The organism is Pseudomonas sp. GW821-FHT03E01, assembly GCF_059420765.1.
On sequence record NZ_JBWKUI010000026.1, the window covers coordinates 1 to 13,137 of the forward strand.

A 13,137-nucleotide genomic window follows, 5' to 3' on the forward strand; every position below is an offset into this window, starting at 1 on the left:
TCGTTGCCGATCACGGTAAAGGCGCCGAGGCCGGTGACGGTGACATCTTCGACGTTCAGCAGGTTGCTTTGACTGAGGTCGACGGTGCTGCTGGCCAGGGTCGAGGCGTAGGCAATGTTCAGCAGGTCGCGGCCCTGGTCGGCCGTTTCCTGCAGCAGCGCCAGTTCGCCGGCTTGGTCGAGGACGTAGGTGTCGTCACCGGCGCCGCCGCTCATGGTGTCCAGGCCGGTCTGGCCGTTGAGGATGTTGTTGCCGCTGTTGCCGGTCAGCACGTTGTTCAGGGCATTGCCGACGCCGTTGAGGTTGTCGCTGCCAGTCAGGGTGAGGTTTTCCAGGTTGGCACCCAGGGTCCAGTTGACCGAGGAGCGCACGGTGTCGATATCCCACAGCGAGGAGCCGGTCTCAATGACCACGTCCTTGAGGTTGTCGACGATGTAGGTGTCGCTGCCGCGGTCGTCGATCATGACGTCGGCGCCAAGTCCTCCGTCCAGGGTGTTGTCGCCGTAGTTACCGACGATGCGGTTATTCAGGGCATTACCGGTAGCATTCAGGTCGTTGAAGTCGATAAGGGTCAGGTTCTCGACGTTGCTGCCCAGGGTGTAGCTGATCGACGACAGCACCGTGTCGATTTCGCTCAGCGAGGTACCGCGTTCGATCACTGTGTCGCCGACGTTATCGACGTAGTAGGTGTCGTTACCGGCACCGCCGTCGAGGGTGTCGGCCCCGCCCCGGCCGTCGAGGATATTGGCGGCGGCGTTGCCGGTCAGACGGTTGTCGAGCTTGTTGCCCGTGAGGCTCAGCGCTGCAGAACCGAGCAGCACAGCGTCTTCGACGTTGTCTTCCAAATAGTAACTTACTGCCGTCTGGATCAGGTCGTGGCCTTCGTCAGCCAGTTCAGTGACTTGTACACCGTTGTTGTAGATGACATAGGTGTCATCGCCACTGCCGCCAATGAGCTTGTCGGCGCCGGCCCAACCATCCAGCCAGTCGTTGCCGGCCCCGCCTAGCAGGGTGTTGTCGTAGGCGTTGCCTATCAGGATGTTGTTCAGGTCGTTGCCGATCACGGTGAAGTTGCCGAGGCCGGTGACGGTGACATCTTCGACGTTCTGCAGGTTGCTTTGACTGAGGTCGACGGTGCTGCTGGCCAGGGTCGAGGCGTAGGCAATGTTCAGCAGGTCATGGCCCTGGTCGACGGTTTCCTGCAGCAGCGCCAGTTCACCGGCCTGGTCGAGGATATAGGTGTCGTCGCCGGCGCCGCCGATCAGCGTGTCCAGCCCCGCGCCACCGTTGAGCACGTTGTTGCCGCTGTTGCCGGTCAGCACGTTGTTCAGGGCGTTGCCGACACCGGTGAGGTTGTCGCTGCCAGTGAGGGTGAGGTTTTCCAGGTTGGCGCCCAGGGTCCAGCTCACCGAGGCGCGTACGGTGTCGATTTCGCTCGCCAGGGTACTGGTCTCGGTGACCACGTCCTTGAGGTTGTCGACGACGTAGGTGTCATTGCCGAAGCCGCCAATCATCACGTCGGCGCCGAGGCCACCGTCCAGCACGTTGTTGCCGCTGTTGCCGATCAGCACGTTGTTCAGGGCGTTGCCGGTGGCGTCGAGCTGGTCGCTGCCGGTGAGGGTCAGGTTCTCGAGGTTGCTGCCCAGGGTGTAGCTGATCGACGACAGCACCGTGTCGATTTCGCTCAGCGAGGTGCTGGTTTCCACCACCACGTCATCAGCGTTATCCACAACGTAAACGTCGTTGCCTGCACCGCCAATCATGACGTCTTGGCCGGCACCACCATCGAGAACGTTACCCAGCGCATTGCCGATAAGCTCATCGTTAAAAGCCGAACCGGTGGCATTTTCGATTTTGGCGCCAAAGGCGATCGCCAGCCCGTCATTGACCAGTTGCAGGTTCGGGATGTCGACGAATGCCTTGCCGATGTTGCTGAACTCACCCTCATTCAGGTTCAGTCTGACAGCCGCCTGCTGGTTGCTGGCATCGATCGTATCGTTTCCGCCGGCATCCCAGATGGTTTCGAATACTGATTGGTCGGGTGCCCAGCGATAGACGTTGTCACCGGTTTGCCAAAGCATGTTGGCGCCGTAAATTTTCTGGATAGCGAGAATATCCAGCAGCATCGGTGTCGTCGGCTGATAGGAGTACGCATTGTTGTAGCTCATGATCGTGTAATGCGTATCATCGAGCAGAGGCGAGATCAGCGTACTGTTGGATTGGCTCGACTCGAATGGATGTTTGAGGCCGAGGGCATGACCGATTTCATGCACGAACGTCATGAAGTCGTAAGTGCCTTTGACGGGGGTAGGGTTGTTCGTATCCGGGCTGATCCATACATCTCCGGCCAGCGGTGTCCGGTCGGGGAAGTAGGCCCAGGCAGCGGCGTCGTCGTCCATGTCCCAATAGCCGCCGAATCGCAAGTCGCCCACAGTGTTGATGTTGTCACTGACCAGAGTGAACTTGACGTTAGCCACGGCGCTCCAGGCGCCAAGCGCACCGGTCACGGCGTTTTGTTGAGCCGATGTCAGAGCGAAGCTGTTCAGGAATTCATTTTTTAAGCTGTATTTGGCAGAGAAATACGATTGGCCGGGGGTGACGAAACTATAGGTCAGCCTTGTCGCGAAGATGTCTGCGCCGAAGTCAGGGCTCAGCCAGGAGGTGCCATAGATCAGGCTGTCGACTTGTTGGTTACCGGTTAGAACAGATGGCTTTGTTAAAATGTAACCAAGAGGAGACGACATTCTAAATATCCTGAGAAGGCTGCGACCGTCCTGTATGTGGCCGCTACAAGGACGCGATTTTGCACCAGAGTCAGCGTCAATTGATATTACATGGCCACTATTTTTTTAATAATGGCGTCAAAAAACTGGCCAGTAAATCTGTGTCGACGTGCGCCAGTGAGTCTTGAGGAATGCGCGCTGGTATCCTGTTCGAAATCGACTTATCAGGGCCTCCCGTGAACGCTCCGACCCCCACCCTCATCCGCGAAACCTTCCCCGTCGGCCCTTTGCAGTGCAACTGCACAATCATCGGCGACCCCATCACTAAAAAAGCCATCGTCGTCGACCCAGGCGGCAATCACGAGCTGATCCTGGCGCGGCTCGACGCCCTGGGCCTGAAGGTGGTCAGCATCATTCACACCCACGCACACCTCGATCACTTCCTCGCCTCCGGTCAGTTGAAGGAGAAAACCGGCGCGACCCTGCACCTGCATAAAGAAGATCAATTTCTCTGGGACAACCTGGAGATGCAGTGCCAGATGTTCGGTGTGCCTTACACCCCGGTGCCATCGCCGGATCGCTGGTTGGCCGATGATGAAGAGTTGGCGTGCGGGTGTGGCGTGGCGTTGCACACGCCGGGTCATACGCCGGGTTCCATGAGCTTTTGGTTTTCAGAGGCTAAGCTGCTGATTGCCGGTGACACGCTGTTCAAGCGTGGGGTAGGGCGCACGGATTTGTGGGGTGGTGATCAGGCAACACTCGTGCGATCGATCAAGCAGCGGTTGTATACCCTCGACGAAGAGGCAACCGTGGTGGCCGGGCATGGCCCGGACACCTGTCTGGGCGATGAAATGCGCGGTAACCCCTTTGTAAGAGCTTGAAGGGCTCTGACGGAATTTTTGTCATTGCCAGTGATCCAACGCCCGCAAAGGTTCATTGCTTAAGTCCGTTGCACCACAGAATGCAAAAAAGTAGGAGCTCCTCCATGTTCACCTCGCGTCGTTTGATCGTTGTCGCTACTGCAGTGGCTCTGTTGTCCGGTTGTGCATCGCCGAACCCTTATGACAACCAGGGTCAGGCCGATGGCAGCTCCACGGGCATGAGCAATACCGCCAAATACGGTGGCCTCGGCGCCCTGGCCGGTGCGCTGGCCGGTGCTGCCATCAGTCACGATAACCGTGGCAAGGGCGCGCTGATTGGCGCCGCCGTGGTGGGTGCTTCTGCTGCCGGTTACGGTTACTACGCCGACCAGCAAGAGAAAAAGCTGCGCGCCAGCATGGCCAACACCGGGGTTGAGGTGCAGCGCCAGGGCGATCAGATCAAGCTGATCATGCCGGGCAACATCACGTTCGCCACCGATTCGGCGAACATTGCCTCAAGCTTCTACCAGCCGCTGAACAACCTGGCGGGCTCGCTCAAGGAGTTCAACCAGAACCAGATCGAGATCGTCGGCTACACCGACAGCACCGGCAGCCGCCAGCACAACATGGACCTGTCCCAGCGTCGCGCCCAGAGCGTGGCGACTTACCTGACCTCACAGGGTGTCAGCGGCGCCAATCTGTCGGCACGTGGTGCCGGGCCGGATAACCCGATTGCCAGCAACGGTGATGCCAATGGCCGGGCACAGAACCGCCGCGTCGAGGTCAACCTGAAGGCGATTCCGGGTCAGCAATATGGCGGTCAGCAACAGCAAGGCACTGTTCAGCAGTACCCATAAGAGGCTGACCTTCCCCTGAAATGAAAATGCCCGATCCTTGAAAGGATCGGGCATTTTTTGTGCCGCTTGTTCAGGCGATGAAAGCTTCAGAATTAAAAAAGCCCCCGGACAATCACTCATCCGAGGGCTTTTGGTGTCGCGCGAAACCTGATTACTTCTTCAGGCCGTAATGCTCATCGAGCATGCCCGGCGCGTTCGGGGCTTTGGGAGCGTAATCGCGAGGCGGTTCCTGATCGCGCGGTGGCGTCAGGCGTTCCCGTGGAGCCTGCACCGCGTCAGCGTGCAGGGCAGCCAGCAAGCGTTGGCGAGTCTGCTCGTCCAGGGCCAGGCGGTTGGCACCCTCGGCGAGATGATCCTGCACTTCCTGATAGCTCTGAGTCAGTTTCTTGACCAGGGATGCAGTGCTGTTGAAGTGGGTGACCACTTCGTTCTGATACTTGTCAAAACGTTCCTGAATATCATCCAGCTGACGTTGCGTGCTGCTCGGAGCGGCATTCGGCACCAGGCGAGCGATCAGGAATCCAATGGCGACACCCACAACCAGGGCAAGAGTCGGCAACAACCAAACTAAGAGCGAGTGTTCCACGAGTCCTTCCTCTATAAACGGCTTTGCTTTACGTTAACGGCTCGAACCTGCGCTGTATACCGCGATTCACTCGCAATAGATTGGCACAGACAATTTGCTAGACGAGTCGACCCGATTCGAGGTCACGGAGTTCCTTCCTTGCTTATGCGCGAAACCCCTGTAGTGATTGATGGCCCGGTGGGTCAGTTGGAAGCCCTGTATCTGGAAAACATGAGCCCGGACAATGAGCAGCCCCGCGGCCTGGCGCTGATCTGCCATCCGAACCCGGTGCAGGGCGGCACGATGCTCAACAAAGTCGTCTCGACCCTGCAGCGCACCGCGCGGGACGCCGGTTTGATTACCTTGCGTTTCAACTACCGTGGCGTCGGTGCCAGTGAAGGCTCGCACGACATGGGCTCCGGCGAAGTCGACGATGCCCAGGCAGCGGCCGAGTGGCTGCGGGCCAAACATCCTGAATTACCTTTGACCCTGTTCGGTTTCTCCTTCGGCGGTTTTGTTGCAGCCAGTCTCGGCGGACGGCTGGAGGCCAAGGGTGAGCAGATCAAGCATCTGTTCATGGTCGCGCCTGCGGTCATGCGTCTGGGCGATCAGGATCAACTGCCGCACCAAGGTACATTGACCGTGATCCAGCCGGAAACCGACGAAGTGATCGATCCGCAACTCGTTTACGATTGGTCCGACGCACTCGATCGCCCCCATGAGCTGCTGAAAGTGGCAGAATGCGGACACTTTTTTCATGGCAAGCTGACCGATCTCAAGGATCTGATCCTGCCGCGTCTTTCGAATTGATTGCAGTCTGACAAGCGATTACCCATGACGACTCGTACCCGTATCCTCACCGGCATCACCACCACCGGCACGCCGCACCTGGGCAATTACGCGGGGGCTATCCGCCCGGCGATTCTTGCCAGCCGCGATAGCAATGCCGATTCGTTCTACTTCCTGGCCGACTACCACGCCCTGATCAAATGCGATGACCCGCTGCGCATCCAGCGCTCGCGTCTGGAAATCGCCGCGACCTGGCTGGCCGGTGGCCTGGACGTGGACCGGGTGACGTTCTATCGCCAGTCCGACATCCCGGAAATCCCGGAGCTGACCTGGCTGCTGACCTGCGTGGCCGCCAAGGGCTTGCTCAACCGCGCCCACGCCTACAAGGCGTCGGTGGACAAGAACGTCGAGAATGGCGAAGACCCGGATGCGGGCATCACCATGGGCCTGTACAGCTACCCGGTGCTGATGGCCGCGGACATCCTGATGTTCAACGCCCACAAGGTGCCGGTCGGTCGTGACCAGATCCAGCACGTGGAAATGGCCCGTGACATCGGCCAGCGCTTCAACCACTTGTTCGGCCAGGGCAAGGAGTTCTTCACCATGCCCGAAGCGCTGATCGAGGAAAGCGTCGCCACGCTGCCAGGCCTCGACGGTCGCAAGATGTCGAAGAGCTACGACAACACCATTCCGTTGTTCAGCAGCGCCAAAGAGATGAAAGACGCGATTTCGCGGATCGTGACCGACTCCCGTGCCCCGGGCGAAGCCAAAGATCCGGACAATTCGCACCTGTTCACCTTGTTCCAGGCTTTCGCTACACCGGCACAAGCCGACGAGTTCCGCAGCGAATTGCTCCAGGGCCTGGGTTGGGGCGAGGCGAAGAATCGCCTGTTCCAGTTGCTGGACAACGAGTTGGGCGAGTCCCGCGATCGTTATCACCAGTTGATCGGCCGCCCGGCAGACCTGGAAGACATCCTGCAGCTCGGCGCCAAAAAGGCGCGTGCCGTGGCCACGCCGTTCCTCAACGAGTTGCGTGAAGCGGTCGGCCTGCGTTCTTTCGTCGCCCAGACTCAAGTCGCTGCCACCACCAAGAAGAAAGCCGCGAAAGCCGCGCGCTTCGTCAGCTTCCGTGAAGACGATGGCAGTTTCCGCTTCCGTCTGCTGGCGGCCGATGGCGAGCAGCTGCTGCTGTCGCGCCACTTCGCCGATGGCAAAACCGCAGGTCAGGTGACCAAACAACTGCAATCCGGCCAGCCATTGGACGTGCGCAGTGAAGACCTGAGCTTCAGCGTCTGGCTGGAAGGCGAGTGCGTGGCCGACAGCCCGGCCTTCGCCGACAGTGCTGCTCGCGATGCTGCCATCGGCGAATTGCGGGTTGCACTGACACCGGTTCAGGAATAAACAACGGTTCGGTCCGACCAAGGGCCGATTGCCATTCCCACGGGCCGTCGCTACAGTGACGGCCCGTTTTTGTTGCCTTGCTAACGAATTATGACGCCCCTAGAACGATACCAAGCTGATCTGAAACGCCCGGAATTCTTCCACGATGCTGCGCAGGAAACGGCAGTGCGTCATTTGCAGCGCCTGTACGACGATCTGGTCGCGGCTTCGCAGAACAAACCGGGCCTGCTCGGCAAACTGTTTGGCAAGAAGGACCAGGCGCCGGTCAAGGGCCTGTACTTCTGGGGGGGCGTGGGTCGCGGCAAGACTTACCTGGTCGACACCTTCTTCGAAGCGCTGCCGTTCAAGGAAAAGACCCGCACTCACTTCCACCGCTTCATGAAGCGCGTGCACGAAGAGATGAAGACTCTGGGCGGCGAGAAAAACCCGCTGACGATCATCGCCAAGCGCTTTTCCGACGAAACGCGAGTGATCTGTTTCGATGAATTCTTCGTCTCCGACATCACCGACGCCATGATCCTTGGCACGCTGATGGAAGAACTGTTCAAGAACGGCGTGACCCTGGTCGCGACCTCGAACATCGTGCCGGACGGTCTGTACAAGGACGGCCTGCAACGTGCGCGCTTCTTGCCGGCCATTGCGCTGATCAAGCAGAACACCGAAATCGTCAACGTCGACAGCGGCGTCGATTACCGTCTGCGTCACCTCGAGCAAGCGGAGCTGTTCCACTTCCCGCTGGACGAAGCCGCCCAGGAAAGCCTGCGCAAGAGTTTCCGGGCCCTGACGCCGGAATGCACGGCTGCCGTCGAGAACGACGTGCTGATGATCGAGAACCGTGAAATCCGCGCCGTGCGCACTTGCGATGACGTGGCCTGGTTCGACTTCCGCGAACTGTGCGACGGCCCGCGCAGCCAGAACGACTACATCGAACTGGGCAAGATCTTCCATGCCGTGTTGCTCAGCGGCGTCGAGCAGATGAGCGTCACCACCGACGACATCGCCCGACGTTTTATCAACATGGTCGACGAGTTCTACGACCGCAACGTGAAGCTGATCATCTCCGCCGAAGTCGAGCTTAAAGACCTCTACACCGGCGGTCGCCTGACCTTCGAGTTCCAGCGCACGCTTAGCCGCTTGCTGGAAATGCAGTCTCACGAATTCCTGTCCCGGGCGCACAAGCCGTAGGACATTTCGGAAAATAAAAAGGGCCTGCATTGCAGGCCCTTTTTTATGCGCGCTGAAGAGCCAATCTGGATTGGTGTCCAGCCCTTAAGCTGCTTGTTGAAACTGCTGCCGATACTGATTCGGTGACAACTCCGTATGCTGGCGGAACAGCCGGGCGAAGAAGCTCGCATCGTCGTATCCGACTTCATAGCTGATGGTCTTGATGCTCTTGCGGCTGCCGGACAACAAGCCCTTGGCGGTCTCGATGCGCAGGCGTTGCAGGTAATGCAGCGGTTTATCGCCGGTGGCGGTCTGGAAGCGTCGCATGAAGTTGCGGATGCTCATGCCGTGTTCGCGGGCCACGTCTTCGAAGCGGAATTTATCGGCGAAGTGTTCTTCGAGCCAATGCTGGATCTGCAGGATGATCACATCCTGGTGCAGTTTTTGCCCGCCGAAACCGATCCGCCCCGGCGCATAGCTGCGTTGCACTTCGTAGAGAATGTCGCGAGCCACGGCCTGGGCCACGTTGGCACCGCAAAAGCGCTCGATCAGGTAAATGTAGAGGTCGCAGGCCGAGGTGGTGCCGCCGGCGCAATACAGGTTGTCGGCGTCGGTCAGGTGTTTGTCCTGATTGAGATGAACCTGCGGGAAGCGCTCAGCGAAAGCATTGAAGAAGCGCCAGTACGTGGTCGCTTCCTTGCCGTTGAGCAGCCCGGCTTCGGCGAGCCAGAACACCCCCGTGGCCTCGCCACACAGCACTGCCCCGCGGGCGTGTTGTTCGCGCAGCCACGGCAGGACCTGTGGATAACGTTTGCAGAGCGTGTCGAAATCGTCCCAGAAGGCGGGGAGGATGATGACGTCGGCATTTTCCAGGCCGCCGTCCACCGGCATGATCACGTCGCTGAAGCTGTTCACCGGTTTGCCGTCGGGGCTGACCAGTCGGGTTTCGAACGCCGGTGTCAGGCCGTGGCCCAGTTGTTTGCCATAGCGCAGGCTGGCCAGATGGAAGAAATCCTTGGCTTGCATGAGGGTGGAAGCGAAAACCCGGTCGATAGCCAGGATGCTGACGCGCCGCAAGGGCTTGGAGGCTTGGTTAGACATAATTCAACTTTATTCTTATAGGGGAAAGTGGTCACCAGACGGCTGGATCGTCTTATTTTTTGTCGGATGTGTCCAGTGTCCTGTATCGGAAGCGAGGCTTAGTCTCTGAAGATCAATTCCGTCTGACAATAACGACAGGTGACGCATGATCCCCAGAACCTTGTTCAGCCCCGAGCACGAGCTTTTTCGCGACAGCGTGCGAACGTTCCTCGAAAAAGAGGCCGTGCCGTTCCATGGGCAATGGGAGAAACAAGGCTATATCGACCGCAATCTCTGGAACAAGGCGGGGGAGGCGGGGATGCTCTGTTCGCATTTGCCGGAAGAATACGGCGGGCTGGGGGCAGACTTTCTCTATAGCGCAGTGGTGATCGAGGAGGTCGGTCGTCTGGGGCTGACCGGGATCGGATTTTCTCTTCATTCGGACATTGTTGCGCCTTATATCCTGCATTACGGCAGTGAGGCGCTGAAACACAAATACCTGCCCAAGCTGGTGTCTGGCGAGATGGTCACTGCGATCGCCATGACCGAGCCGGGTGCTGGCTCCGACCTGCAGGGGGTGAAGACTACTGCGGTGCTGGAGGGCGACGAATACGTGATCAACGGTTCGAAGACTTTCATCACCAACGGCTTTCTGGCTGACCTGGTGATCGTCGTGGCCAAGACTGATCCGAAAGCGGGGGCGAAGGGCACCAGTCTGTTTCTGGTGGAGGCCAACACGCCGGGTTTCGCCAAGGGCAAGCGCCTGGAGAAGGTCGGCATGAAGGCTCAAGACACCTCGGAGCTGTTCTTCCAGGACGTTCGGGTGCCCAAGGAAAACCTATTGGGCCAAGCGGGGATGGGCTTCGCTTACCTGATGCAGGAATTACCGCAGGAGCGCTTGACGGTCGCGGTGGGAGGCTTGGCGTCAGCCGAAGCGGCGTTGCAGTGGACGTTGGATTACACCCGTGAGCGCAAGGCTTTCGGCAAGGCCATCGCCGACTTCCAGAACACCCGCTTCAAGCTCGCTGAAATGGCGACCGAGATCCAGATCGGCCGGGTTTTCGTCGATCGCTGCCTGGAACTGCATCTGCAAGGCAAGCTCGACGTGCCGACGGCGGCGATGGCCAAGTACTGGGGCACCGACCTGCAATGCAAGGTGCTCGACGAATGCGTGCAGTTGCATGGCGGTTACGGATTCATGTGGGAATACCCGATCGCCCGGGCATGGGCGGATGCGCGGGTGCAGCGGATTTATGCCGGGACCAATGAAATCATGAAGGAGATTATTGCGCGGTCGCTGTAATGCAGCGTGATCGTTCCCACGCAGAGCGTGGGAACGATCGTCGACGTAAGTTACGGTGCCGGATTCGGCTGATCCTGGTGTATCGCCTCAATGCCTGCCAGCACTTCATCCGACAGCTTCAAATCGACGCTGGCAATGTTGCTGTCCAGTTGCTCAAGCGTGGTGGCGCCAATGATGTTGCTGGTTACGAACGGTTGCTGCGTGACGAACGCCAGTGCCATCTGCGCCGGGTCCAGGCCGTGTTCACGAGCCAGTGCCACGTAACGGCTGCACGCTGCTTCCGACTGCGGGTTGAAATAGCGGCTGAAGCGGCTGTAGAGGCTCAGGCGACCTTTTGGCGGACGCGCGCCACCTTCGTACTTGCCCGACAGAAAGCCGAACGCCAGTGGCGAGTAGGCCAGCAAGCCACATTGTTCGCGGATGGCAATTTCCGCCAGGCCGACTTCGAAGCTGCGATTGAGCAGGTTGTAGGGGTTCTGGATGGATACCGCGCGGGGCCAGCCACGGGCTTCGGCGAGGGCAAGGAAGCGCATGGTGCCCCACGGGGTTTCGTTGGACAGGCCGATATGGCGGATCTTGCCAGCCTTGACCTGTTCGTCCAGCGCTTCGAGGGTGTCCTCCAGTGGCGTCAGATTGGCTTCGATCTTGTGTTTGTAACCGAGCTGGCCAAAGAAATTGGTACTGCGTTCCGGCCAGTGCAGTTGATAGAGGTCGATGTAATCGGTCTGCAAGCGCTTGAGGCTGGCGTCCACGGCTTCGCTGATGTGTTGGCGGTTGTGCCGCAGGTTTTTGTCGCGAATGTAGTCGATGGTGTTGCCGGGGCCGGCGATCTTGCTCGCCAGGATCCAGTCGGCGCGATCGCCGCGACTTTTGAAGTAGTTGCCGATGTAGCGCTCGGTGGTGGCGTAGGTGTCGGCCTTGGGCGGCACCGGGTACATCTCGGCGGTGTCGATGAAATTGATCCCGGCGCCCTTGGCGCGTTCGATCTGGGCGAAGGCTTCAGCCTCACTGTTTTGCTCGCCCCAGGTCATGGTGCCGAGGCAGATGGCGCTCACGTTCAGATCGGTACGGCCTAGCTGGCGATAGTCCATCGGGTGCTCCTTGGGCAAAACAATCATAAAAGCAGGTTGAAATATTTTTCGCAATCTGCATAATTGCGCACCTCTTTCTGCAGTGGAAGTGATGCGCCGCCGCCGAAGAATCTTGCCGTTGAACGGACGCGCCGACCCGAGCCCCCGAAAGCGTCTGTATCCGGCTGCCTTTGACTTGTCAAAGTACGCACTATTCAGTAAGATCCGCCGTCTAATTTACAGGGCGGCCCCTGAGGCTATAAAGAATGAAAACTTTTACTGCTAAACCGGAAACAGTAAAGCGCGACTGGTTTGTCGTCGACGCTGCTGGTCAGACCCTGGGTCGTCTGGCCACTGAAATCGCGAGCCGTCTGCGTGGCAAGCACAAGGCTGAGTACACTCCTCACGTTGATACCGGCGACTACATCGTCGTAATCAACGCTGAGCAAGTACGTGTTACTGGCGCTAAAACCACTGACAAAATGTACTACTCCCACTCCGGTTTCCCGGGCGGCATCAAGTCGATCAACTTCGAAAAGCTGATCGCTAAAGCCCCTGAGCGCGTGATCGAGACCGCGGTCAAAGGCATGCTGCCTAAGAACCCGCTGGGTCGCGACATGTATCGTAAGCTGAAAGTCTATGCGGGCGCTGCTCACCCTCATACTGCTCAGCAGCCCCAAGAACTGAAGTTTTAACGGAATAGTTCATTATGTCGGCGACTCAAAATTACGGCACTGGCCGTCGCAAGACTGCAACCGCACGCGTTTTCCTGCGTCCGGGCACTGGTAACATCTCCATCAACAACCGTTCGCTGGATAATTTCTTCGGCCGCGAAACTGCCCGCATGGTAGTTCGTCAGCCGCTGGAATTGACTGAGACTGTCGAGAAGTTCGACATCTACGTCACCGTGATCGGCGGTGGTGTAAGTGGTCAAGCTGGCGCAATCCGCCACGGTATCACTCGCGCTCTGATGGACTACGACGAAACTCTGCGCTCTGCTCTGCGCAAAGCTGGCTTCGTAACCCGCGATGCACGTGAAGTTGAACGTAAGAAAGTCGGTCTGCGTAAAGCGCGTAAGCGTCCGCAGTACTCGAAGCGTTAATTCGCTTTCACGTTCAAAAAGAACGCCCAGTTTCCTTGCGAAGCTGGGCGTTTTTTTATGGGCGCTATTTATCAACGAATTGCGCTGTGACAACTTGCCACATCCGCAGAGGCCCTATACTACAAGGCTTGGCAGTGGAGCCCTTCGGTAATTACCTTGTCAGAATTGGGGCTTTTCATTACCATTCGGCAAAATTTTTATAAGTTCAGATTTTTACTTAGTA

General features: G+C 58.5%; 12 protein-coding genes. 8 read left to right on the plus strand and 4 right to left on the minus strand.

The annotated features are described in order from the left end of the window. Positions 1–2,744 (minus strand): M10 family metallopeptidase C-terminal domain-containing protein (locus AC07VO_RS28895; protein ID WP_495007726.1); only part of this gene is annotated, 2,744 nt, incomplete at its 3' end. Positions 2,745–2,914: 170 nt separating this feature from the next. On the opposite strand from AC07VO_RS28895, the gene AC07VO_RS28900 reads away from it, so the two are divergent. Together AC07VO_RS28900 and AC07VO_RS28905 are read left to right on the plus strand one after the other, a co-directional pair. Beyond that, positions 2,915–3,604 (plus strand): MBL fold metallo-hydrolase, encoded by a 690-nt coding sequence (locus AC07VO_RS28900; protein WP_086946162.1) that lies wholly within the window; start codon positions 2,915–2,917, stop codon positions 3,602–3,604. A gap of 104 nt (positions 3,605–3,708) precedes the next feature. Continuing rightward, a complete protein-coding gene (locus tag AC07VO_RS28905; protein WP_064616197.1) occupies positions 3,709–4,440 on the plus strand; it encodes a YiaD family glycine zipper/OmpA-like lipoprotein in 732 nt (243 codons plus the stop codon). A gap of 151 nt (positions 4,441–4,591) precedes the next feature. Here AC07VO_RS28905 and AC07VO_RS28910 read toward each other — a convergent pair whose 3' ends face one another. Then, the gene (locus tag AC07VO_RS28910) at positions 4,592–5,026 is read right to left on the minus strand and encodes a Z-ring associated ZapG family protein (protein ID WP_018930114.1); all 435 of its coding nucleotides are present in this window, start codon (positions 5,024–5,026) and stop codon (positions 4,592–4,594) included. A 144-nt stretch (positions 5,027–5,170) separates the two neighbouring features. Between AC07VO_RS28910 and AC07VO_RS28915 the strand changes: the two genes are divergently transcribed. The 3 genes from AC07VO_RS28915 (at position 5,171) to zapE (ending at position 8,380) form a co-directional block, all read left to right on the plus strand. Further along, the gene (locus AC07VO_RS28915) at positions 5,171–5,815 is read left to right on the plus strand and encodes an alpha/beta hydrolase (protein WP_086946161.1); all 645 of its coding nucleotides are present in this window, start codon (positions 5,171–5,173) and stop codon (positions 5,813–5,815) included. Between the two features lie 24 nt (positions 5,816–5,839). Beyond that, positions 5,840–7,195: a tryptophan--tRNA ligase gene (locus AC07VO_RS28920; RefSeq protein WP_086946160.1), complete on the plus strand. Its 1,356-nt coding sequence runs from the start codon at positions 5,840–5,842 to the stop codon at positions 7,193–7,195. A 90-nt stretch (positions 7,196–7,285) separates the two neighbouring features. Further along, entirely contained in the window at positions 7,286–8,380 is a 1,095-nt protein-coding gene (zapE, locus tag AC07VO_RS28925; RefSeq protein ID WP_019582361.1) for a cell division protein ZapE, read from the plus strand. A gap of 84 nt (positions 8,381–8,464) precedes the next feature. Here the strand turns inward: zapE and AC07VO_RS28930 are convergent, their stop codons facing one another. Next, the gene (locus tag AC07VO_RS28930) at positions 8,465–9,361 is read right to left on the minus strand and encodes a GlxA family transcriptional regulator (protein ID WP_172901249.1); all 897 of its coding nucleotides are present in this window, start codon (positions 9,359–9,361) and stop codon (positions 8,465–8,467) included. A 244-nt stretch (positions 9,362–9,605) separates the two neighbouring features. Here AC07VO_RS28930 and AC07VO_RS28935 point away from each other — a divergent pair, with 244 nt between their 5' ends. Continuing rightward, a complete protein-coding gene (locus AC07VO_RS28935; protein WP_018930117.1) occupies positions 9,606–10,742 on the plus strand; it encodes an acyl-CoA dehydrogenase family protein in 1,137 nt (378 codons plus the stop codon). A 50-nt stretch (positions 10,743–10,792) separates the two neighbouring features. On the opposite strand, the gene AC07VO_RS28940 is transcribed toward AC07VO_RS28935, so the two are convergent. Further along, positions 10,793–11,833, minus strand: a complete 1,041-nt coding sequence (locus AC07VO_RS28940) for an NADP(H)-dependent aldo-keto reductase (protein ID WP_064616200.1) — start codon at positions 11,831–11,833, stop codon at positions 10,793–10,795. A gap of 245 nt (positions 11,834–12,078) precedes the next feature. On the opposite strand from AC07VO_RS28940, the gene rplM reads away from it, so the two are divergent. Both rplM and rpsI read left to right on the plus strand, forming a co-directional pair. Next, entirely contained in the window at positions 12,079–12,507 is a 429-nt protein-coding gene (gene rplM / locus AC07VO_RS28945; RefSeq protein WP_007939824.1) for a 50S ribosomal protein L13, read from the plus strand. Between the two features lie 14 nt (positions 12,508–12,521). Then, positions 12,522–12,914: a 30S ribosomal protein S9 gene (gene rpsI, locus AC07VO_RS28950; protein ID WP_003228056.1), complete on the plus strand. Its 393-nt coding sequence runs from the start codon at positions 12,522–12,524 to the stop codon at positions 12,912–12,914. Positions 12,915–13,137 lie beyond the last annotated feature (223 nt).